Source organism: Aliiglaciecola litoralis, from assembly GCF_039523355.1.
Lineage (GTDB): Bacteria > Pseudomonadota > Gammaproteobacteria > Enterobacterales > Alteromonadaceae > Aliiglaciecola > Aliiglaciecola litoralis.
Window position 1 is genome coordinate 28,604 of the sequence record NZ_BAAAFD010000013.1, and the last position, 23,194, is coordinate 51,797.

Sequence of the window (23,194 nt, forward strand, 5' to 3'; positions counted from 1 at the left end):
TAACCTGAACTGTAGACGAATAAGTGCCCCTCAAAAACACTTTGAAATCTTGATGTAATATTTAATTGCTCGACTCATATTATCCTTCAGCTCAGGTGAGTTACTTTCGTTTGTGCTTGCGCCCAGCGCCCCAACCAATTAGTCCAGCTCCGAGAATGGCGCCTGCCCAAGCGTAAGGGAGCATTTCAGGTAGGATATCTTTTACGAAGATAATCAATACCATTGAGGTGATGCAAAGAAGCCAACCTACTATTTCGATACTGTTTAGGTATTTGGTTTCAAACATAGACGGTTTGTTGGGTTTTTGCATGGTGCGACTTCCGTAATATTCTTATCGACGTGTTATGAGTTAGCAATATTAACACAATCAATTCGTGCTTTAATCCTGATTAAATCGCTTTTATCGGATCTTCCACTTGCTTCACGATGGTACTTTTGTGCAAACGACAATCACAATCATGCATGCCGTTTTTAATTAGCGCAATGTACACACCCCTTCAGAAAACGACAAGATTGAGATTAGCTTTGGGGCAGCGATAACGTGCGACAATTGGAATTGGCCGTTTTTTACCGTAATCTAATTAATAACAAGCAATCTGAAACTCAAGGACTTAGCGCGTGTCGCGACTCATTATACTGATTTTTCTGGTACTGAATTGTGCCGCTGCGTTAGCCGCAAGTAAGGTTAAATTCGTTTCCGAAAATGGATTTATAGTCACTAATCAATTCACCACAGAACGTCATGCCGATGTGGTGTGGGCGGCCTTGGTTGAAGATGTTGATAAATGGTGGCCTAAAGATCACACATGGTGGGGTGTCGAGGGCAAGCTTAAGATTGATCCTATGGCGGGTGGTTGCTTTTGTGAAGTTGCTGAAAAACGATCCGCAGAGCATATGCGAATAAGTTTTGTCGAGCCAGAGAAATTATTAAGGATGACGGGGGGCTTAGGCCCTTTACAAGGAATGGGCATGCATGGCGCATTAGATTGGCAAATTCAGCAACAGCAAGATCATATTCAAGTCACCTTGACCTATCGAGTAAGTGGTATCAACCCTGACGGATTCGAGCAATTGGCTAAAATTGTGGCCCAGGTTCAAGGGTTACAGCTTGAGGCGTTACAAAACTATGTAAACCGCACTCACAAGTAATCATTAACTCAGCAAAGTTAACAGGATTAGGCAACACAACAGCAGTTACGGCCGCGCTCTTTGGCTTGGTACATGGCGCGATCTGAACGCCCTAGCCACTCAAATGCGGTTTCGTTGGGAGTGTATTTGGCCGTGCCAACTGAGATGGTCACGCCATGTTCGGCAAGCCATTCATCTCTTTCTATTGAATCACGCAGATCTTCAGCCAAGTTTATGGCTTCTTTTAACGATGTGTTTTCAGCAATCACAACGAATTCTTCACCACCAAATCGATAAAGGTTATCGGTGATTCTTATGCGATTATTAATAGCATTCACAAAGGCAATCAAAATGTCATCGCCTTTAGCATGGCCATGAATATCGTTAACACGCTTGAAATTATCTAGATCCATTAAAATTAACGAAGCCGGATACTGACTCTCACGGCGCTGAAAAGCCACGACATCTAACATTTTCTGTTCAAGAGCTCGACGGTTGCCGGCGCCGGTAAGGGGGTCTTTAGTAGCAAGTTCGGTGAGTTGTTGTTGTTGCTTGCGCATGCGAGAGGAAAAGGCGTAGCTAAAAATGAGCGTGGCACCACTCGATATGTAAAACACCAGAGCCTGTAAGAGTGTTATGTCATGACGCAATACAATCCCTAACCCTAATAGCACGGCGACGCTTATTATCCCGGCTAAATTAGATGGCAGCAAAAAGAACATGGCAGTCAATGCTGGGTAGATCCACATGAGTTGCTGGCTGCCTTTTAAGGTCACAGTAGAGAAAACCACAAACAATGATAAGTAAGCTAATATTTGGCCTGGAATTTTGGTTTTATGGGTGACATAAACGTAGCAAAACAAGCACCCTGTCGCTACTACCGCAAATATATCTAATACTGCGACCGCCCAATCCTGCTGATATAAACGAATTAAAGAAAATGGTAAAACAGCCAAACTAGTGACCCCACTTAGGGTCATTATGATAAATTCTTCAGTGGTACGTTTGGGAGCCGAGTGTTTTTCAACTACAGTCTTTGCACTCTTCATTGATTGATAATCACTTTTACCCTGCTGCTTGTCTTCTAATCAGCATAGCAAAGCCCAAAAAACTCCTTATAATGAATTGGTCTGAACGGTGGTTTTTTAATTCATATTGGTTATTAATAGCCGCGAGTAACGTCAATTTCAAAGCGTAACCCAAGGTTTTGCTGATAACGCTGAACGTTATCTATGAACACGTTAACTATTTCAGTCGGTTTTGATATTGCGGCACTGTGCTGGGTGATCATGACGTTTTCCATTTGCCAAAAAGGATGATCCGTTGGCAAAGGCTCGTTTTCAAACACATCTAGTACGGCGGCCTTGAGCTTCCGAGCCATCAATGTCGAACACAGCGCGGCTTCATCGATAACTTGACCACGTCCGGCATTTATTAATACACAATGTGCAGGTAATAAAGCCAGAAAATCCTGGTTTATCAAATGCTCAGTTTCAACTGTATGAGGTAAGAGTGACACTAAATAATCCAAATTAGGCGCAAATTCCGCTGCCTGTGATATTGAATACACGCGATCTACATTTGGCTTAGGCTGAGCACTCCTTGAAATGCCTACGACCTGCATATTGAAATGTTTAGCGGTCTTGGCCACTTCTAGTCCGATTGAGCCTAAACCTAGAATTCCAATGCGTTTTGCGCTTAATCCCTCAGCCACTGGGCGAACCCAATGACGTTGTTTTTGCAGCTGCTGAAAACGTTCTACTTCTCTGGCGAAGTGCAGAATATAAGTAAATACATATTCTTGCATTTGCAAACCGAACACATCTTTGATCCCCGTCACTCGTACATTTGGCAGGTTAAGATCGACCAACGGTTTAACTCCAGCCCAAGTTGATTGTACCCATCGAATATCAGCGCATTTGGGTAAAATATGCTTGGCTAAATCGGGCTCCGCTAACATCATCGTATGATGGAGGTCTAGATTGACCTTTGCCGGATGATCGACACATTGAGAAATCGTCAAACCGCTAAGCGCAGACTCGTCGATCAATTGACGATATTGGTCGGCGTCGCGACTCAGTATCAGTAGATTATGCATTGTTTAAATCCAAGTAGGTTCGGTGATCAGTAAACAAAAGTTTCCTTATTTGGCTTATTGCCAAAATATTATTCGTTAAAAAGTTGTTATCATGAAATATTGTTAGTTTAGAATGGGCGCAATAACCATTATCGCCTAACTTGGCATATTTTGATAAGAGTAACCCTATGGATAATCAGCAACAAGTCGACCAAGCTAAATTATTGTCTCCTAAGCGAAATACTTCAAACGCGTCTAGTATCGAAGAGTTAGCCGCTGAACAGCTTGCCCACTTTGGTATAGATCAGCAAAGTGATTACGGTAAAGCGTTATTTCAAGCCGCTTCCCATCTTTATCAGACACAGCTTGATGTCAACGCAATTTGGCGCATCACCGGTGACACCCTTGAAGGGCTTAGCAAAGAAAACAAACTTGCTTATTTTAACGCGAAAAAATTCTTGTCTTTCCAAATTGCTAAGGTGTTAGATACCTTGCAAAACCCTTTCCGTGCTACCTATCAAAGTATGAACAGTCAAAATGGCTCACAAATTTCCAAGAGTCATTACCCTTTATTCGACAATGTCACGGCTCTTTTCTCCGCTACGCCCGTCATTGTGCGCACCGCGACTTATGTGTATGCCTGCACAGAATGGGTAGATGACGCATTTCAAGGTAAAGAGTTTACCCATCAAATTTATTCGCGTTTGCTTAATCCGACTAACATCTCGCTTGCCAATGCGATTGTCGACCTTGAAGCTGGTCCCTATTCCGCTGACTATTTAGCGTGGAACTTCAATTCCGGGATGGCAGCAATTGATGCACTTTTGTCAAATGTGTTGGGACATGGTGATGTGCTGATCGTATCGAGAAACGTGTACGGTGGTGTTTACCAATTATTGCATGACTATTTTGCTCGCCAGAACCGTTTGGATATTCAACTTGAATGGTTTGATGGATACAGTGCTGACGAATTCGAGATATTCATGCAATCGGTGAAGCAAAAACACAAGGCGCGTTTGGAAGAGCATGCCATGCACGTGTACATTGAATCACCTTGTAATCCACACGGTTATGTTCTTGATATTGCGGGTATTTGTGAAATAGCTCACCGTGAAGACCATTTGGTGATGTTAGACGCAACACTGGCGACTCCGGTATTACATCAGCCATTGCAACAAGCTGACAAAGCGAAACGTCCCGATTACATCGTACACAGCTACACCAAAGACTTATGTGGTAGCGGTGCGACCACGGCTGGCGTGGTGATAGGTGAAGGTTACCGCATGTTCCAAGCCAAGGGAGATTGTGTCAATGGTTACGATTGGTCACGTACCATGTTTTGGGATGTGTATTACATCAAAGGGGCATTCTTAGATTCTGAGAAAGCGTTTGATGTACTCAATGGCATGAAAACCTTAGAACAAAGGATCATGAACAAAGTGATCAACACGCAGGTTTTCAGTCGTTTCTTAGCTTCCCACCCTGCATTAAATGTCAACAGCCATGCCTTAGCTGACCACCCTAATGCGGCGATAAGAGAAAAACAAATGCGCCATGGTTGGCCTTGTGCATTGTTCACTGTGGATATGGAAGGTGCCGGTCTAACAAGAGATGCTTTTGTGCGCTTTTTCGATGCACTGGAGCCTGCTTTTAGCCATCAAGTGAGTATCGGTCAAAACAACACTATTATTCTATGTCCGGCCCTAACGTCACACTCAGAAATGGCGAAAAAAGAGCAGGAAAAAGCGGGGATTCACTTGACCACTATGCGCATCGCAATGGGCACCGACAATGTAAAAGAATTGCTTGCGCATTTCTTACATACTGCGAAGTTACACATTGATCCTGTGTTACCTGGTTTCAGTCAGCAATTTATGAGCGGCGCTGAGTTAGATGAGCTTTACATGCAAGTGTGCATGAAAGTTTGTCAGCAGCACTACGGTTCAGGTGCGTCCATGCAAACCTTACTAGGTCAAAATGCAGAAGGTGAACTTAATCCTGATAGCCCCAAGGAGCTGGTGGAGGCGTAATTGGCTTGGTTAGATCAAAGTCAACGCGGAACTCTCGTCCTTGACGGATAAGGCGGTAGGTAAATACTTTAGGATAAATAAACATTTGCCAAGTATTACCTATCGATTGCGGGATCTGCGCGTCCACGAATAAATTTTTCGAATATTGATCGGCAGGAAAGGACTGCACTTGAGGCCAGCCGCCATCGAGTGTGTGTCCGCCGTATTGGGTTAGGGCATCTTCACTACCATCTTTGTGACGATGATCGTGTTTAAGGCTCAATCCAGAGCCTGTCTTAGTGATCAGCCATGTTCTTGATGCATCATCCCCCACGTGAAATGGCACCTGTAGTTGGTTTTCATTACAGCGCCTGACGTGCATGATTAACGTTTTATTGGCAAATGCGTCGCCGGGCGCATTATCCACAGTGACTTTTCCTTCATAGGCTTTGCCGCAATGGGCAGCAATGGCCGCAAAAAAAGCATCATGCGATTGGATTGAAGAAGGCGCTGAAAACGCCCAAGGGCAACACACAAAAAATAACAGCGTTGTTAGTGGTACTCGATATGTAGGTATAGTCATTATTATTTTATCCGTAACAGTAAATTAAGCCCCGTACTAACCAAAACTGGGTACAGTACTACTAATTTGGTGATCGTAAACCAGTGCGGTTTCCACATGATTAACTTCTTTTCGCGCCGTTATAGCATTAAACACAAAATCACGTAAATGCGCAGAGTCACTCACTGTGACATGCAGCAGGAAATCATTTTCTCCACCCATATGAAAAATACTCATGACTTCTGGAAGGGATAACAAATCGGTCTGGAATTGACTCACAGTCGCGCGATTGTGATCAGATAACCGAACCGAAATCATCGCCTGTATATGACCGCCCAACTGATTGACGTCAACGCTTAAACGTTGTCCGGTGATCACGCCATCCGCCTGTAAGCGTTTAATTCTCTCTAAACATGACGAGGGGGCCAAGCCAACCTTGTTAGCAATATCTTTGTTACTTTGACTGGCATCTTCATACAATAAAGACAGTATTTGCAGATCCACTTGATCCAATGGTCGTTGATTTTTTTTCACGTATTAGATTCTTATTAATTAAAGATTATCTCAGTTAATTGCGATGATAAAAGCCGCCTAAAATAGCAGCTTTAGCGGCGCCAGTGACACTAGGGAGGTTACCTGGAATGTGATTGATATGCGCGTAGGCCAACCAAGCAAAAGCTACCGCTTCGACGGCGTCTGGTGATATGCCAAGCTCATTGGTGGTTGCCAGATCCACTTCAACCAATTCATTTTCCAAACACTCCATTAGAAAATCATTGTTAGCACCGCCACCACAAACGAAGACTTCTTCTACATCGTCAAAAACGTTAATCTGACTTGCGATAGTACAGGTCGTCAGCATCGCTAATGTGGCCTGTACCGATTCTGCCGATGGTGACTGCGCTAACGTTGCAATATGATTGTCTAACCAATCAAGGTTAAAGGTTTCTCTACCGGTACTTTTGGGAAACGATTGAGCAAAAAATGGTTCAACCATCAGTTGCTGGAGTAGTCGACTATCTCTATTTCCACTGGCCGCCCAATGACCATTATGGTCGTAGGGTTCTCCTAAATGTCTTTTACACCAAGCATCCATTAAGGTGTTGCCCGGTCCAGTATCGAAGCCTATGACATCTTGTTCGATACTTTTGGGTATGTAAGTAATATTGGAAATACCACCAATATTCAAAATGATCCGCGAGTGCTTTGAATGACGAAAAACAGCTTGATGGAACGCTGGAGCTAATGGTGCACCTTGTCCGCCTAGTGCGATGTCCTTGCGCCTAAAATCGGCAATCACGTCAATACCGGTCATCACGGCAAGCGTATTGGGATCGCCTATTTGCAAGGTGAAGCCATGTTGACCATTTGGGTGATGTCGAATAGTTTGACCATGCGAGCCAATGGCCGCTATTTGAGCGGGCTGCAAGCCAGTTTGTTGTAGTATTTGCTTGACTGCGTCGGCAAAGTGCATAGCAACTGCTCTGTCAGCTTGCCCCATATCGACAATTTCATCATCATTAGCAGCGCACAACTGATTTAATTTCTGTAATAATTCGGCAGTGTAAGTAAGTGTATGGAATGCGATTACTTTTGGCTGGATCTTGGAGAAGTCCACGATCGCCACATCAACACCGTCCATGCTGGTACCAGACATCAACCCTATATATAGGTTTGACATAGTGCTCCTATCGATTCATTGCAAGCATGATGCGTTTAGTATTATTGAGTTGTTGTACTCGTGTGCTCGCTATCTTGGCAAAGGCTGCAGCATCTTTTTTGGCAATCGGCTCCGCTTTAGGCAAGGATACTGTACGTGGGTTTCTGTGTACGCCATTAACCAAAAACTCATAGTGTAAATGGGGACCTGCGGCTAAACCTGTTGCGCCTACATAACCAATGACTTGACCTTGTTTAACCGACTGACCTGTTTTAACGGCCCGCTTGGTGAAATGCAGGTATTTGGTCACGTATTTTTCACCGTGTTGGATAAAGACATGGTGGCCGTTGTATTTGTCATAAGTTGCACGGATCACTTTACCGTCACCTGCCGCTATTACGGGCGTACCAGTGTTCGCAGCATAATCAACACCGCGATGGGCTTTCCAGCGTTTTTGAACCGGATGGAATCGACGCTTTTTAAAACTTGAACTGATATATTTGAAATTTACTGGGGCGCGTAAAAAGCTCTTGCGCATACTGCGGCCTTCAGGCGTGTAGTAGTTGCCATCGTCGTGCAATATAGCAGTAAAGGATTCACCTTGATTAACAAACTCCGCAGCGACTATTTTACCGTATTCAACAAACTCACCTTCACTGTAGAGTTCTTCGAAAACCACATTGAAGGTATCGCCCTGTCTAAGCTCTAAAGCAAAGTCGATATCCCAGCCGAAAATACCTGCCAAGCTCATGATGTGCTTTTCAGATAAATTGGCTTTTAGCGCCGCATTCCAAAAATTACTACTAATTTCACCTTGCGCATAATTATATCGTGTATCTAGCTGTAATTGCTGCCTGCTGCTAACAAACCCAGCCGATTCGTCTTTACTGATAATTAGGGTATCAGTAGGTGATATGGCATATCGCAATGATGCCAAACGTCCTGCGTCGTCTACTAAGAATGAAAGATGTTCACCAGGACGAAGTTTTAGCAATAGTTTGGCGTCTTCACCGGCTTTGCTAACATAATAAGTTTCTTGTGGTGAGAGTCCGACGCGATCAAAAATTTTGGCTAGGTTATCGCCTTTTTTGACTTCATAGCTGACCCAAACCGCCTTATCATCTTGAATAGATTCATTAAGGTTGTGAGATGGCGTTATCTCTAGTGGTAAATCGTAACGCACCCCCAACTCGAGTATTTGACTGTGTTTAGACGCTTTCGCAGACTCAGTTGGCACGATCAATAAGACCAATAAAAATGCCGCAAAGCCAGATAAAAGGGCTTTGTGTTTAGACGGTAAACGCTTTAGAGTTTTTTGTACCACGTAAATAAGAATCTCTGTGTTAAATGCTAACGTGAGAATATAACGATTTGCTGCAATTTTCTAGGTGTAGGTTAAAAAATGTACAGTTTTGTGCGTATTAATCCAAATAACTAGTTATATTTTAATATACAGAAGTCCTTTATCTATGCCTCCTGCGCGCGTAAAATACCGGACTTTTAAACGTCATTAACCTGTTTGTGAGGGTGTAACAATGTCAAATTGGCAAGACGCAATCCGCGAGATTAAGCGTGGTGCAGATGAAATTTTGATAGAAGAAGAGCTGATTGCCAAGTTAAAGCTAGGGAAACCGTTAAAAATAAAAGCGGGCTTCGACCCTACCGCACCAGACCTTCATCTTGGACACACGGTCTTAATTAATAAACTTCGCGCCTTTCAATCGCTTGGACATGAAGTGATTTTTTTGATCGGTGACTTTACCGGTATGATTGGTGATCCCACCGGTAAAAATGTCACTCGAAAACCCCTGAGCCGCGAAGACATCATTGCCAATGCTGAGACCTACAAAGAGCAAGTGTTTAAGATCCTCGATCCTGCAAAAACCACAGTACGCTTTAATTCAGAGTGGATGGACCAACTGGGCGCTGCGGGATTAATTAAGTTGGCTGCTCGTCAGACTGTTGCCAGAATGCTTGAGCGTGATGATTTTAAAAAGCGCTACAATAACGGTCAGGCGATAGCGATACATGAATTTCTCTATCCTCTAGTGCAAGGTTGGGATTCGGTCGCCTTAAATGCAGATGTTGAATTAGGTGGAACTGATCAACGATTTAACCTTTTGATGGGCCGTGAATTACAAAAAGCTGAAGGACAATCCCAGCAAACGGTGTTGATGATGCCTTTGCTTGAAGGCCTCGATGGCGTTCAAAAAATGTCAAAATCTTTAGGGAATTATATTGGGATAACAGACGCACCCAATGAGATGTTTGGCAAAGTCATGTCAATTTCCGATGAATTGATGTGGCGCTATTATGAGTTGTTGAGCTTCAAACCGATTGAGCAAATTGCAAGCTATAAGCAAGCCATTGCCCAAGGAAGTAACCCTAGGGATACCAAAATTGAACTGGCCAAAGAGCTGATCGCGCGCTTTCATAGTGAAGATGCAGCTGAAGCCGCCCACCAAGATTTTATACAGCGGTTTCAGAAGAATGCGATTCCAGATGACATACCAGAGGTATCACTCACTTGCGAAGACGCTTTCTTACCAATTGCAAACTTGTTAAAAGAGGCGGATTTAGTGGGCTCGACCTCTGAAGCGATGCGCATGATCAAACAAGGTGCAGTAAAGATCGATGGCGAGAAAGTGGTCGATACGCGTTATCAAGTACCGCAAAACACCACTGCCGTGTTTCAAGTTGGTAAACGCAAATTTGCCAAGGTGACGGTTATCTGATCAGTCTTGAAATAAGCGCCCGATCTGATCGGGCGTGTTCACTTGTTATCCAAAGTTCAGGTTATTAAGTCTAGTCGCGGATATTTGCCAATAAATAGAAGGCTTTTAATCCAAGGCGTCTAAAGGATGAAAATGGGAATTTAGGTAACGGCGTTTGCCAAAACGGTAATTGCGGCAACGCTTCAGGTTCACATATCCGCTGAGCTAGACGTTTACCAGCAAGCGTTGAAAACGCCAAGCCAGAGCCACAATAACCCATCGAATAGAATATGCTTTCGTCATCGCTGGCGCCTAATCTTGGGTATTTATCATAAGATGCACTTACCCAGCCACTCCAAAAATGTTCAATCGGTATGTCTTTCAGTATTGGGAAAGTTGCTTCAAGTCCTTTTGATAATCTTTGCTTGTTAATCGGATCATTGGCTTGCTGACCGGTGATCGCTCCTCTTCCACCAAATAAGATACGGTTATCTGGCAGCAATCGGTAATAATATTTTTTGCGACGGGTATCCATTGCCATCAGCCCAAAGCGAATTTGAATCGAACTCAATTCCTGCTCAGTGAGGGGCCTTGTGACTATGATGCTGGACAACACGGGGAAATGCCGTTGTTTTACGATGTCATGAAGGTTAGTGCCTGTGTATCCATTCGTAGCGATCACCACCTGATCCGCTGTGATTTGACCATGGGACGTGCGCAATGTATGTGTTGCGCCGCTTTGTTGCCAATCTACAACAGGTGAGTTACCAAAGACAGTAACGCCTGCTTCGTTGGCCATGGCGAGATAACCCAAAGCAAGTTTGAGGGGGTTCACTCCGAAGCATTTATCAAAGTAAATCCCGCCATACATATTAGCGCTATTAACGAAATCACGGTTAACTTCTTTACTATTTACAAAGCGCACAGACTCACCATATTGCGCGTTAAGTTTTTCCGCTTGCGTACGCAATGTCGCAACCTTTGCTCTGCGGTGTGCGAGTTTTAAATAACCTCCAGGGGTTTTATCGCAATCTATATTTCCTTGCTCAATTAATCCTTGAACGGTTTCAATCGAGGTCATAAATTCATGAAAAATACCTTTGGCGCTGTCGACTCCCCATTTATCTTCCATTTCTAATAACGATAATCGACCTGTTCCAGGTAAAACAAAACCTGCATTTCGGCCGCTACAGCCCCATCCAGCCTCGTTGGCATCTACCACTACCACCTTTTTAGCATAATGTTTTTGTAGGTGATAAGCCGCTGACAGGCCCGTATAGCCAGCACCAATAACGGCTACATCGGCTTGAACAGAAGTCTGCAGCGAGTTTGTTTTTGGTATCAAGTCTAAGGACTTGGCCCAATAGGAGCTAGGGTAACCTTGATTGGGGGCGGGACTGGATTCGATTAACGGGTCATACATGGTAATCTGATATTTTCCTTTTCGGTGATAGGATTTAAAAGGTGAGAAGCATTTCAGCTGCAATACATTCGCAAATTTGTGGGCAAACGGGACAGTCATATCCTTCATTAATACTCATGTTTCGCCATTTCCCCGGGTGCTCTTTGACAAGTTTGCCGCCACACTTAGAGAAATAGCGAAATGCGCTATTGCCAGGACTCGCCAGCCAAATGTGTGCCAAGCCAGCTTTCGCTCCTTGCTGTTGAGCTTTGTCGATAGACATTTTAAGCAGCGTGGACCCGATGCCTAGCTGCCTGTATGCGCTGTCGACCGTGTTACATTTGAAATAACAAACTTGCTCGGATGAAACCGGCCACTTTTCAGGTGAGCACCATTCGTCTGGGAGCCACTTATCTGCCGCAATAGTAAGTCGAAAACCGACTAAGTCGTCACCAATTAAAGACACAACACTTGCATTTATCCCGTTGGAAAACGAATTTTTGTACAGTTTCTCAATACCTTCTCGGTCTAAATAATTTTCGCCATGCACATGATTAGCGAGGATAAGTAATCTGTCAAAGTGCTCAGGCGCAAGGGCACAATATTGAACTTTTGCTTTGGATGTTGGGGGTAGCGGCTTGGTGTTTTTTTGCATGGGTGCCCATTATTTTTCAACTGGATATTTAGATTCTTGCCAACCGAGCATATCACCCTGCAAGTGCATGACATTGCTAAAACCATGCTCCAGCAAAATGTTTTCAGCTATTGCCGCTCTTCTTCCAGAGCGACAATAAACCACGACAGATTTATCTTGGTAATTGATCAGCTGTTCGATATTCCCCTCAATTTCGTCATGGGGAATATTGACGGCATTAGGAACGTGACCTGCTGCAAATTCTTCCGCTGATCTTACGTCTAAAATGAGACGGCCTTGGCTATCGTCCGCTAACAACTGCGCAGCCGTAATATCGGTGACTTGGTCTGCAAAACTACTAATGCTAAACGTAGCTAATAGTAACAGCAAGAGATTGCGGATTGACTTAAATCTCATAAAAACTCCCTAACTAGGAATGGATTGGGACTGACTCTTGTGACTGGCGCAAATGTTAGTCAATCCCAGTGATTTGTTTAATTACTATTAATAGCGATAGGCATCGGATTTGAACGGACCGTCGGTACTGACATTAATATAATCTGCTTGTTGCTGTGTCAATTTGGTGATGACGCCGCCAAAGCCTTCGACCATGTAACGAGCTACTTCTTCGTCCAACTGTTTGGGAAGCACTTCAACGCGCAACGCTTGTTGTTTCTTGTCGGCAGGTAGATTTGCAAAGCCTTGTTCAAATAAATGAATTTGTGCCAGCACCTGATTGGCAAACGAGCCATCCATAATTCGCGATGGATGTCCCGTGGCATTGCCAAGGTTGACTAATCTACCTTCAGATAACAATATCAAATGATCGTTTTCGTCATCACTGCGATACACCTTGTGCACTTGTGGTTTAATCTCATCCCATCGCCAGTTTTTACGCATATACGCAGTGTCAATTTCATTGTCAAAATGCCCGATATTACAGACTACGGCAGTGGATTTAAGCGAACGCAATATATTTGAATCGCATACATTAATATTACCGGTAGTGGTTACTACCATGTCAGTATTTTGCAATAACGCGGTGTTTATATCCGCTATATCGCCGGTGTTAATACCGTTTTTGTATGGCGAAACTAACTCAAAGCCATCCATGCAAGCCTGCATCGCACAGATAGGGTCTACCTCGGCTACGCGCACAATCATGCCCTCTTGGCGCAACGATTGTGCCGAGCCCTTACCCACATCACCGTAACCAATCACAAGCGCCTTCTTGCCCGCCATTAAATGATCTATAGCGCGCTTTATGGCGTCGTTAAGGCTATGGCGACATCCATATTTATTATCATTTTTTGATTTAGTGACTGAGTCATTGACATTAATGGCTGGAATTTTTAGCGTTCCGGCTTCTAACATTTCTAATAAACGGTGGACTCCAGTCGTGGTTTCTTCGGTAACTCCGTGAACGTTATCCAGTACCTGCGGATATTTTTCATGCAGCATCAGGGTTAAGTCGCCACCGTCATCTAACACCATGTTGGCGTCCCAAGGTTTGCCGTCTTTAAGAATCGTTTGTTCAAGACACCACTCGTATTGTTCTTCTGTTTCTCCTTTCCAAGCAAACACGGGCACCCCTGCTGTGACAATCGCTGCGGCAGCTTGATCTTGAGTCGAGAATATATTGCAAGAGGACCAACGTACTTCAGCGCCTAAATCCACTAACGTTTCTATGAGAACACCCGTTTGAATCGTCATGTGAATACAGCCGAGAATCTTTGCGCCTTTCAGTGGTTGCGAAGCGCGATACTTATCGCGAATTCTCATTAACGCAGGCATTTCGCTTTCAGCTATAGTGAGTTCCTTACGGCCCCAATCAGCAAGAGTAATATCTGCAACTTTATAATCGCCCGTAGCCATGACATGATTTTCTTGATTCATAATGTGTTCCAATAAAAGGTGCTGGGAAATAGAGAGACATTTTTTCGTCTACCTGTTTCGCAGACTAGCAGGTATATACGCTGAATTGAATAACAGGGTTCAACAACTAGACGATTTTTTACTCCCAAGTGGATTTAATCTTTGTTGCTCAACCGGTGTCAATTTTGTGCCTGTCCACGTTAATCGCCCCTCAATCGTAAACGAGTGGGTGTCCTTGTTAATCAGTTAAACATTTAGATGCCTGTCCACGTTAAATGCCAACTTTGTGCCTGTCCTCGTTAACCGCCCCTCAATCGTTTACGAGTGGGTGTCCTTATTAATCAGTTAAACATTTAGATGCCTGTCCACGTTAAATGCCAACTTTGTGCCTGTCCTCGTTAACCGCCCCTCAATCGTAAACGAGTGGGTGTCCTTGTTAATCAGTTAAACATTTAGATGCCTGTCCACGTTAAATGCCAACTTTGTGCCTGTCCTCGTTAACCGCCCCTCAATCGTAAACGAGTGGGTGTCCTTGTTAATCATCGGTTTAAAAAGAGCGGGCGAGCGGTTAATTAAAAAAATGAGCTTGATGAAACAGCGTTGTAGTAAGCAATAAGGTGACGAGCAAAAATAACAGGGTTTGATGGATAGCCGATTGAGCGCGAGCTAAGTCATCGAATCTTACTTCTCTGCTAGCGCCGACTTTGGGATATCTTGTTTTCACTGATTCATAAATAGCCGGGCCACCTAATTGCACCCCCAAGGAACCTGCACATACCAACTTTACGAGATAGCGTGACGGCAGGTGATTAGGACGATTTTTGTATGCTCTGAAAGCACCAACAAATCCGTATCCCAAAGAAAAAAGCAGCATGTAAAGCCAAGAAGGCAACACGTATAAGGCATTGCTTAGCATGTTGGCAGGTTGCCCAAACTGACTATTTCTGTTGAGTTTAGTATTCCAGCATTGACGTAACTCGAACACTAAGCGCACGGTTAGGGCCGCCAATCCACCACCGGCCAAATACCACAGAATGATAGCGAACTGCTGGTAGAAAAATCGCAGCAACACAGATTCAATCGCAGCCTTTCCGATACCTACCGGTGACAAGGATTGTGTCTCTCGAAGAACAATATTCGATAACATTTGTCGGGCGAGTAATTTTTTATCTTTTTGCAAAGCACTTCGTACTCGTCGGTAATGATTAATTATCGGCTGAAACTGAAGTGCAATAAGCAACATAAAGCTATCAAAAAACAATGGGAATTGCGCAATCACCAGTGAAATGGCGATTATTGTGAGCATCGGTAGCGTCAACACGATAATGGCCAGTGTGCCAGATATGCGCCGCTGAGAATCGGTTCTGGGCTTAGCCGGATTTACCTTTTGGGCTAAATTTATTGCAATGAGTCGGAATAGTGTCAGGGGGTGATACTTTTCTGGCCAAGGCATCCAGCGCTCAACCAGCAACATAGTACTGACGATAATCAGTGGTAATAAACCATAGGCGTCGATTATTGCCAGTACATGCTGCATATATTATCTAATGATCAGCGTTGAGCCAGCTCAGCTATCATACTCATAACTAACTCAGCTGAATTTTTGGCGGCTTGTTCAATGTAGGATTTGAATGAAACCGTTGATGTCTGTCCCGCTATATCAGATAAAGACCGAATAACAACGAAGGGCGTATCCAACATATAGCAAGTTTGACCAATAGCCGCGCCTTCCATTTCAACGGCACGCATATCTGGAAACAAGCCTCTTAATCTAGTCGCCGCTTCATCACAGCCAATAAAAGAATCTCCGGTGCAAATTAAGCCTCGCTTACTTTTAACATGAACAACATCTTTTGCTGCATGTTCAGCGGCTTCAATCAATCGTTCATCGCAAGGGAAAATGGCAGGCATGCCATAGACTTGCCCACGTTCGTAACCAAAGTGAGTTACATCAACGTCGTGATGCTGGACACTGGTTCCAATTACCAAATCACCAATACTCAAGTCACTATCAAAACCGCCGGCTGAACCGGTATTAACCACAAAATCTGGGGCAAATTGATCGATCAGTACAGTGGTAGCTACAGATGCAGCTACTTTACCAATGCCGCACTTCACAACAACAACATCGACGCCGTGCAGTTGACCAGAGTAAAAATCTAAATGGGCGTATTCGGATACAGTGACATTTTCTAAGGTTGCTTTGAGCAACGCCACTTCTTGATCCATAGCGCCAAGAATCGCTATTTTCATATTTAAAGCTACAGTTTTCGAATTTGCGCGAATTTTAGTAGTTAGTGACTCAAATAGCGAGAGCGAATCGCGGATTACGAGTCAACCGCACAAAAAAAAGCCTTTCTCTGTTAGGAAAAAGGCAAAGTGCTTGCACCTAAGCTGCTACTGGTCGACTCGACCTTATCGGACGTTTAGGTTTGTCTGCACGAGGATTATCTGGATTCTGGGTGCCCGGCATGACGGGCTTAGGTTGTTTACGTTGTAACGGGGCTAACTTAGCTTCAATACATTCTCTAATGTCTAATGCGGTATACCCCGATTTAGCTTTAATGCGAAGATGGGGAATTCTTGCTGCATCTAGTGCGCTGCTAACGTACCAGTCGCGCTGTTTTTTATAGCCTTCTTTACTGGTGTTGTTGACCAAGTCCACTGCAATGACTGGACTCATATCTTGTTTGCTACACAACACAAAATCCAATTGCCTACTGGCCGCTTTCATTAATGCATTCTTGGCCGTGCGCTTGTCAGTATTTTGACGTAATGCGAGGACCTCAGATAATCGGACTCGACAAAGTACTCGGTATTTATTGCCAACGGCATTTTCAATGAGGTCTAAAAAGGTTAATTCGGTTTGACTTAGTAATGATGCTTTGCGTTTAAATGGAAATGAAAGCCCGCTATCGTTGAGTTTTAGCGCAACCAAAGCGACCACAATCAATAGCATCATTAAAACAATTGCTAATTCCATAAGAACTCCATAACAAACAATAGGTGGACAAATTTTTGACGGTAATCGGTTGGGATCACCCAGTATTATAATGTTTGCAAGGAGAGTGCCAGTCGTTAGCTGGCAAGCTAAAATTAATGGTTTTCAGCTAAAACGCGAATGAAAGGGTAACGATTAGATTCAAAATGCAGTCTACTGCACGTCCGTGAAGTGTTTGTGTTTTAGTATTGAAGTTAGAGTTTATCGAGGTATTAAGTATTGAACTTTACTATGAGTAAAACTGGCCATTGTCTAATTAAGACTTCACTAACACATCAATTTGCGTTCCTGCGCCATCCTTAGAGATCATGATAATTTTGTTAGCGTTCTCATACTCGAGTTGAATTCTGCCATGTGTGGTTTTTACACTCTCGGCTTCACCTAATTGCTGTGTATAAAACTGCTGGGTACTTTGCTGATCAGTCGGTGCATGATAGGTCAAGGTTGCAGGTACAGTTTGACCAAATACTTGACACATTTTTGCATCGGGAAACAGTGGTAAAGAATGGAATTGTTGTGGACAGCTTTGGATAGCCGATGCAACGCTATCTGACTCTTCAGCATGGCTGGCTATGCTGATTGATCCTAGGATTGTTATGCCCAACAATACCCTGCTGATATATCTACCTGCTCTAAACTTCACTTCATCGCCACCTGACTAGCTACTATAATAATGACACTATAGAAGTAGAGTCGGTTTCGAGCAAGGTCAAAAGATAAGGGTAAGGTATAATAATGAGCGATAGCGTATGATGTCATGGTGCCTTAAATGTCTAGGTGACTATTTTAGGTTGAGCCTATTCGCTGCAGGTATATTGCTGGGCGTGCAAATCCCTAATTTTGTTATTCAATATGAACAGCGCATAGATGCACGTTTGTTAGAAGCGCAGCAAAACCTCGCGGGATTTCAATTTACCGCTAACCGTCACTTCAATGGCAGTATCACGCAACTTATCGATCATTATCGGGCAAGTAACGACAAAGTCTTCGTGCAAGATGCAAATAGTATCCAAGCTATAGTCGGCAGAGTTCAGATGCTAGCTGCAGAACACCAAGCATTGCAAACTCATCCTATTTTGCAGGTGTGGCACATAGCGGTTGCATCGAATAGGCCAATCTTAAAGGAAACCTATAATGCTTTTAGCTTTTCCGTGCCATTGACATTATTCTCACTTTTATGGGGAGCCGCCATCGGTGTGCTCCTAACCTTAGTACTCGACATTACCAAAAAAGGCGCGCGAGTCTGTTATCACAGATTCAAACCGAGTTAAGTAACCTGAACACGAGATAAGTTGTCGAGCAATTAAATTTTACGTCGCGATCTCATAGTGTTTAGGAGGATTAATAAAAAGAAACTTCATAAACACACATCAATGATGCAATTTTTACGATTAGCAAGGCGAGTTTTCGTACGTAATAGCTGGCCTATTGCTTGTAAACTCAACGCAGATAAGCCTAAAAAGGGCGTTATTGAGGGGCACTCATTACCCAGAGTTCAGATTAACTATATTAATGTTAGTATTTTGTAAAAATATCACGCTGAGCATATTGTAAAGATATAGGAATTATAACAAACTGGCGGCTACTAGAAGTGAAATAAGGAAACTAAAATGAAAAGGATGTTAATTCTAACAAGCCTGTCGTCTGTTATTTTATTATCAGCATGTACTTCATCAACAAAACAAGCTGTCAATAAAGTTGAATCCAATCAACCGCAGATTAGTCAAACTATTCAGCAAGAACAGGAAAAGCAACTTAAAAGAAAAGTCGCTATCGCTCGTTTTTCTGATGAGACTAAAAACTCCAGTAGTATTTTTGTCGACAAAAATTATGATCAAATTGGCAAGCAAGCGTCAGACATTCTGTCCTCTCGACTCACTGAGTCGGGCAAGTTTTTGCTATTAGAAAGAGACGATTTAGACAAAATTAATACTGAGCAAACACTTTCTGGAAAATCCAGTTCGGTCGTTGGCGCTGACTATTTGATTGTTGGCTCGGTGTCAGAGTTTGGACGTAAGACCGTCAGTGAAACTGGGATTTTTAGTCGAAATAAAATTCAGATCGCGAGTGCGACTGTTAATATTCGATTAATTAATACCACTACCTCAGAAGTGATTTTTTCTCAAGAAGCCAGTGGCGAAGCCAGGACGGAAGCCAATACCGTATTGGGAGTGGGTGAACGAGCAGCTTTCGACTCAACCCTCAATGATAAAGCTATCTCTGCAGCCATCTCAAAGCTCATCAGTAATTTGATGGAAAATTTGTTAGATGCACCTTGGAAAGCATATTTGGTCGGTGAGCAAGATGGCTTTTACATTATGACTGGCGGCGCATCTCAAGGAATTGAAGCTGGCGATGAATTTGCCGTGTTTGCGAAAGGAAAAATAATTAAAAATCCGCAAACTGGACTCAACATTGAGTTACCCGGAAAGCACCTTACGAAGGCCACTGTAGTGCAAACGATGGGTACAGGCTCAAATGAAATCTCATTGGTCTCGCTAGACAAGCCTATCGGCGAAATCTCGTTAGAAGATCTAGTCGTTAAAGAATCTAAATAGTTAATTGCGAGGTTAAGTATGAAATTTTTAAGCTTATTGCTCTTGGTGTTTATGACAGTGGGCTGTCAATCCAATTATCAAACTGTGACTCAGGCTGATGATTCCATTGCTTATGTCCAGTTAAGTGGTAATTTTTGGGGAACCGAGTTAATCATTGATGATAATGCACCTATCGTCATTACCGAAGGTAAACTAGAAACCTTCAAACTTGATGGAAAAGAAGTGATCAAGTTTGAATTAGGTACAGGGTCGCACAGAATTAAAGTTCTACGGGCTGGGAAGTTGGTGGTTGATAGAAAAATTTACGTTTCCGACGGAAACACGTTTGAGGTAGTAGTAAAATGAAAAAATTAGCTTTTGTAGGTCTTCTGGTCTTATTAATGGGAGGCTGTGCCGCAAATAAAGACATGCTTTATTGGGGAGATTACTCATCTACCTTATATGATTATAAGAAAGAGCCGTCGGATGAAACTCGTGCGGCTCACGTTGAGTCTCTTGAAGACATTATTGCGAAAAGTACGCAGCGTGGTACACGAATTCCACCTGGTGTATATGCCGAACTTGGATATATGCATATCGAAACTGGTTCAACAGAGTTAGGTGCTAAATACCTACAATTGGAAGTGGATACCTATCCTGAATCACAAAAATTTATTAGTACTATTCAGCAACGCATTACAGAATAGTAAAGGAATTCGAACATGAAATTTATAATTAAATTAGTTGCTGTAATGTCAGTAGCTGTGCTCTCTGGTTGTGCCACCGTCGATTATGTCACTAAAGAAGAAGCCTTTCCGAACATGTACGCCACGAAAACCACCTCTATTCTGGTGGTGCCAGCAGTAAACAACACCACTGCTGCAGAGGCCGCCGACTACTATGCGACCACTATTTCAGAACCACTCACCCATGCGGGTTACTATGTGCTTCCAATTGAGTTAACAACTAAGCTCATTCAAGAGCAAGGTGTGGTTGATGGCGCACAATTATTAAATACTGATCCTGGCGTATTTAATCAGTTGTATGGGGCTGATGCAGTTTTATTTGTTACCATTAATGAGTGGGATACATCCTATTATGTCATCGGTGGTAATGTGACTGTCGGTATTGGCTATGTCATGAAATCAACGGCAACTGGCAATGTGCTCTGGCAATACAACGATCGCCTTGTGATTGACACTGGCGGTGACTCAGGTGGTGGATTGATAGGTGCGATTATTAGTACCGCGATCAATACTGCTTTGACTGACTATGTCCCCGTTGCTAAACGAGTGAACTACATGGCAATTTCTAGCCTTCCAGTTGGCAGTTATCACAAGCTACATGGTCAAGACAGGCAGACTAAAGCAGTAAACAAAGATAAAGTTCAAACAGTACAAGAATAAGCTGTTGTGAATTATCAAAACCCGCCAATTTGGCGGGTTTCTTTTTTGAAAGTTGAAAACGTAATGGGGCGCTAATGAAAACATTAACTATCGATATCGTATCAGACGTATCTTGTCCTTGGTGTATCATCGGCTATCAAGCACTCAATCAGGCGCTAAGCAATCTCAGTGGTGAGTTAACCGCCGACATTCATTGGCAACCTTTTGAGCTGAATCCCCATATGCCTGCTGAGGGACAAGAGATCAACGAACATCTTAGCCAGAAATATGGGATTTCAGCACAACAGGTGGATCAAAATCGACAGGCGATCAAGCAGCGTGGTCAAATGGTTGGGTATGAATTTGGTAATCGAGGCGGCGGCAGAATATACAATACCTTTGATGCGCATCGACTTTTACATTGGGCAGCAGAGCTAGGTAAACAAACCCAATTGAAATTGGCACTATTTGATTTGTATTTTAAACATAGTGGCAATCCCAGTGATCATAAGCAGCTTTTGAGTGTTGTTGAACATGTTGGCTTAGATCCGGTCAACGCTTCTGAGATCTTAAGTTCAGACAAATATGAACAGGATGTCCGAGAAGCGCAAGCCTATTATCAGCGCCAAGGTATTCAATCTGTTCCTGCGGTTATCGTGAATAATAAACATCTTATTAGTGGTGGGCAGCCTGTTGAGGTTTTTGAGCAAGCGCTTAAGCAGATTGCCGATGAAGAATGAGTTAATTGCAATAACAAAAAAGGGCCTTAAGGCCCTTTTTTCGTCACTTACCCGCTAAACGCCTAGGTAATCCAAGATCCCGTCTGCCGCTTTACGCCCCTCATCTATGGCAGTAACCACGAGGTCTGACCCTCTCACCATGTCTCCGCCTGAGAAGATTTTTGGATTCGAGGTTTGAAATGGAAATCGCCCTTGCGCCGGGGCTCTTACTCGGCCTTTTTCATCCAAAATGATTCCGTAATCCGAGAACCAATTCGCTGGACTAGGTTGAAAGCCAAATGCGATGATCACTGCATCAGCTTCCAAGATGTGTTCCGAGCCTTCAATAGGCTCAGGACGGCTTCTGCCTTCAGCGTCTGGTGCGCCCATTTGGGTTTTCAGCATTCTCACCCCAATCGCCTTACCGTCGTCATCTACTGCGATATCAAGCGGTTGCAGGTTAAATTGAAACTGCACCCCTTCCTCGCGAGCATTAACCACCTCTCGACGTGACCCCGGCATACTTTTCTCATCTCGACGATAGGCACAAGTAACACTCTTAGCCCCTTGGCGGATTGAGCTTCGTACACAATCCATCGTGGTATCACCGCCACCAAGCACCACAACTCGCTTACCTTTCATATCAATAAAATCGGCTGGATCTTTCTCAATTCCTAATAGGCGATTAATATTGGCAATCAGAAACGGCAGTGCTTCGTATACCCCTTCGGCACTTTCGTGTTCGAAGCCGCCTTTCATTGAGGTGTAGGTTCCCATTCCTAGGAACACAGCATCGTAATCAGCCATCAGTTTTTCAAAGGCGATGTCTTTACCAATTTCAGTGTTGAGTACAAACTCCACACCCATTTCTTTAAAAATTTCGTGGCGCAGTTTGATAACCTCTTTTTCCAGTTTGAATGACGGTATACCAAAGGTAAGTAAGCCACCAATTTCTTGGTACTTATCAAAGACCACTGGTTTAACACCATTGCGTACTAATACATCAGCACAAGCAAGTCCCGCTGGGCCAGCTCCGACAATGGCGACTTTTTTGTCCGTCGCAATTACGCCTGACATATCTGGGCGCCACCCCATCTTAAATGCGGTATCGGTGATGTATTTTTCGATGCTACCAATAGTCACGGCCCCAAAATCATCGTTTAAGGTACATGCGCCTTCGCACAAGCGGTCTTGCGGGCAGACACGCCCACAAACCTCAGGCAAACTGTTGGTTTTATGGGACAATTCAGCAGCTTCTATAATCCGCCCTTCATTGGCCAGTTTCAGCCATTGAGGAATGTAATTGTGAACGGGACATTTCCATTCGCAATAGGGATTACCACAATCTAAACAGCGGTCTGCTTGTCCTTCAGTCTGCGATTGTGACAAGGGTTGATAGATTTCACCAAAATCTTCTTTACGCATAATGATCGGCTTCTTCGGCGGATCGATGCGTTCAACGTCAACAAATTGATATACATTATTAGCCAT

25 protein-coding genes are annotated in these 23,194 nt (G+C 43.5%); 9 read left to right on the forward strand and 16 right to left on the reverse strand.

From position 1 onward, the window contains the following. Positions 1-100 precede the first annotated feature (100 nt). Positions 101-310, reverse strand: a complete 210-nt coding sequence (locus tag ABD036_RS17235; RefSeq protein WP_343862175.1) for a hypothetical protein — start codon at positions 308-310, stop codon at positions 101-103. A 308-nt stretch (positions 311-618) separates the two neighbouring features. On the opposite strand from ABD036_RS17235, the gene ABD036_RS17240 reads away from it, so the two are divergent. Then, positions 619-1,149, forward strand: coding sequence for an SRPBCC domain-containing protein (locus ABD036_RS17240; RefSeq protein ID WP_343862177.1), 531 nt, complete (start codon positions 619-621; stop codon positions 1,147-1,149). A 26-nt stretch (positions 1,150-1,175) separates the two neighbouring features. Here ABD036_RS17240 and ABD036_RS17245 read toward each other — a convergent pair whose 3' ends face one another. After that, on the reverse strand, positions 1,176-2,177 hold the full coding sequence (locus tag ABD036_RS17245; RefSeq protein WP_343862179.1) for a GGDEF domain-containing protein: 1,002 nt from the start codon (positions 2,175-2,177) through the stop codon (positions 1,176-1,178). 113 nt (positions 2,178-2,290) lie between these two features. Continuing rightward, positions 2,291-3,226 carry a D-2-hydroxyacid dehydrogenase gene (locus tag ABD036_RS17250; protein WP_343862180.1) on the reverse strand — a complete coding sequence of 312 codons (936 nt, stop codon included), beginning with the start codon at positions 3,224-3,226 and terminating at the stop codon, positions 2,291-2,293. Positions 3,227-3,393: 167 nt separating this feature from the next. Between ABD036_RS17250 and ABD036_RS17255 the strand changes: the two genes are divergently transcribed. Then, the gene (locus ABD036_RS17255; RefSeq protein WP_343862182.1) at positions 3,394-5,235 is read left to right on the forward strand and encodes a trans-sulfuration enzyme family protein; all 1,842 of its coding nucleotides are present in this window, start codon (positions 3,394-3,396) and stop codon (positions 5,233-5,235) included. On the opposite strand, the gene ABD036_RS17260 is transcribed toward ABD036_RS17255, so the two are convergent. Genes ABD036_RS17260 through ABD036_RS17275 form a run of 4 tightly spaced genes read right to left on the reverse strand, consistent with a single transcriptional unit; the run spans position 5,198 to position 8,760 of the window. Then, positions 5,198-5,797, reverse strand: a complete 600-nt coding sequence (locus tag ABD036_RS17260) for a hypothetical protein (RefSeq protein ID WP_343862183.1) — start codon at positions 5,795-5,797, stop codon at positions 5,198-5,200. The two genes, ABD036_RS17255 and ABD036_RS17260, sit on opposite strands and share 38 nt — an antisense overlap. 36 nt (positions 5,798-5,833) lie before the next feature. Next, positions 5,834-6,310 (reverse strand): Lrp/AsnC family transcriptional regulator, encoded by a 477-nt coding sequence (locus ABD036_RS17265; protein ID WP_343862184.1) that lies wholly within the window; start codon positions 6,308-6,310, stop codon positions 5,834-5,836. A 34-nt stretch (positions 6,311-6,344) separates the two neighbouring features. Beyond that, positions 6,345-7,457, reverse strand: a complete 1,113-nt coding sequence (locus ABD036_RS17270) for an anhydro-N-acetylmuramic acid kinase (protein WP_343862185.1) — start codon at positions 7,455-7,457, stop codon at positions 6,345-6,347. A gap of 7 nt (positions 7,458-7,464) precedes the next feature. Beyond that, a complete protein-coding gene (locus ABD036_RS17275; protein ID WP_343862187.1) occupies positions 7,465-8,760 on the reverse strand; it encodes an OapA family protein in 1,296 nt (431 codons plus the stop codon). A 211-nt stretch (positions 8,761-8,971) separates the two neighbouring features. On the opposite strand from ABD036_RS17275, the gene tyrS reads away from it, so the two are divergent. Further along, the gene (tyrS, locus tag ABD036_RS17280; protein ID WP_343862189.1) at positions 8,972-10,171 is read left to right on the forward strand and encodes a tyrosine--tRNA ligase; all 1,200 of its coding nucleotides are present in this window, start codon (positions 8,972-8,974) and stop codon (positions 10,169-10,171) included. Between the two features lie 70 nt (positions 10,172-10,241). On the opposite strand, the gene ABD036_RS17285 is transcribed toward tyrS, so the two are convergent. The 8 genes from ABD036_RS17285 to ABD036_RS17320 all read right to left on the reverse strand — a co-directional run bounded on the left by ABD036_RS17285 (position 10,242) and on the right by ABD036_RS17320 (position 17,705). Next, complete coding sequence (locus ABD036_RS17285; RefSeq protein ID WP_343862191.1) at positions 10,242-11,573, reverse strand: NAD(P)/FAD-dependent oxidoreductase; 1,332 nt, start codon at positions 11,571-11,573, stop codon at positions 10,242-10,244. A 34-nt stretch (positions 11,574-11,607) separates the two neighbouring features. After that, complete coding sequence (locus ABD036_RS17290) at positions 11,608-12,207, reverse strand: GNAT family N-acetyltransferase (protein ID WP_343862193.1); 600 nt, start codon at positions 12,205-12,207, stop codon at positions 11,608-11,610. Between the two features lie 9 nt (positions 12,208-12,216). Continuing rightward, positions 12,217-12,603 carry a rhodanese-like domain-containing protein gene (locus ABD036_RS17295; protein ID WP_343862195.1) on the reverse strand — a complete coding sequence of 129 codons (387 nt, stop codon included), beginning with the start codon at positions 12,601-12,603 and terminating at the stop codon, positions 12,217-12,219. Between the two features lie 87 nt (positions 12,604-12,690). After that, entirely contained in the window at positions 12,691-14,082 is a 1,392-nt protein-coding gene (gene ahcY, locus ABD036_RS17300; protein ID WP_343862197.1) for an adenosylhomocysteinase, read from the reverse strand. Positions 14,083-14,629: 547 nt separating this feature from the next. Beyond that, a complete protein-coding gene (locus ABD036_RS17305; RefSeq protein ID WP_343862198.1) occupies positions 14,630-15,598 on the reverse strand; it encodes a cobalamin biosynthesis protein CobD/CbiB in 969 nt (322 codons plus the stop codon). 14 nt (positions 15,599-15,612) lie between these two features. Then, complete coding sequence (locus ABD036_RS17310; RefSeq protein ID WP_343862199.1) at positions 15,613-16,314, reverse strand: 5'-methylthioadenosine/adenosylhomocysteine nucleosidase; 702 nt, start codon at positions 16,312-16,314, stop codon at positions 15,613-15,615. Between the two features lie 136 nt (positions 16,315-16,450). Beyond that, on the reverse strand, positions 16,451-17,044 hold the full coding sequence (locus ABD036_RS17315; RefSeq protein WP_343862200.1) for a DUF2726 domain-containing protein: 594 nt from the start codon (positions 17,042-17,044) through the stop codon (positions 16,451-16,453). A gap of 274 nt (positions 17,045-17,318) precedes the next feature. Next, on the reverse strand, positions 17,319-17,705 hold the full coding sequence (locus tag ABD036_RS17320) for a hypothetical protein (protein ID WP_343862202.1): 387 nt from the start codon (positions 17,703-17,705) through the stop codon (positions 17,319-17,321). A gap of 106 nt (positions 17,706-17,811) precedes the next feature. On the opposite strand from ABD036_RS17320, the gene ABD036_RS17325 reads away from it, so the two are divergent. The 6 genes from ABD036_RS17325 (at position 17,812) to ABD036_RS17350 (ending at position 21,724) form a co-directional block, all read left to right on the forward strand. Beyond that, complete coding sequence (locus tag ABD036_RS17325) at positions 17,812-18,333, forward strand: DUF2937 family protein (RefSeq protein ID WP_343862203.1); 522 nt, start codon at positions 17,812-17,814, stop codon at positions 18,331-18,333. 339 nt (positions 18,334-18,672) lie between these two features. Further along, positions 18,673-19,620 carry a CsgG/HfaB family protein gene (locus ABD036_RS17330; RefSeq protein WP_343862205.1) on the forward strand — a complete coding sequence of 316 codons (948 nt, stop codon included), beginning with the start codon at positions 18,673-18,675 and terminating at the stop codon, positions 19,618-19,620. Between the two features lie 18 nt (positions 19,621-19,638). Further along, positions 19,639-19,965, forward strand: a complete 327-nt coding sequence (locus ABD036_RS17335; protein WP_343862207.1) for a hypothetical protein — start codon at positions 19,639-19,641, stop codon at positions 19,963-19,965. Next, positions 19,962-20,306: a DUF4810 domain-containing protein gene (locus tag ABD036_RS17340; protein WP_343862209.1), complete on the forward strand. Its 345-nt coding sequence runs from the start codon at positions 19,962-19,964 to the stop codon at positions 20,304-20,306. The genes ABD036_RS17335 and ABD036_RS17340 overlap by 4 nt, the downstream gene beginning before the upstream one ends. 15 nt (positions 20,307-20,321) lie before the next feature. Further along, positions 20,322-21,005 carry a GNA1162 family protein gene (locus tag ABD036_RS17345; protein ID WP_343862211.1) on the forward strand — a complete coding sequence of 228 codons (684 nt, stop codon included), beginning with the start codon at positions 20,322-20,324 and terminating at the stop codon, positions 21,003-21,005. Between the two features lie 74 nt (positions 21,006-21,079). After that, on the forward strand, positions 21,080-21,724 hold the full coding sequence (locus ABD036_RS17350; RefSeq protein WP_343862213.1) for a DsbA family oxidoreductase: 645 nt from the start codon (positions 21,080-21,082) through the stop codon (positions 21,722-21,724). Positions 21,725-21,778: 54 nt separating this feature from the next. Here the strand turns inward: ABD036_RS17350 and ABD036_RS17355 are convergent, their stop codons facing one another. Continuing rightward, entirely contained in the window at positions 21,779-23,194 is a 1,416-nt protein-coding gene (locus ABD036_RS17355) for an FAD-dependent oxidoreductase (protein WP_343862214.1), read from the reverse strand.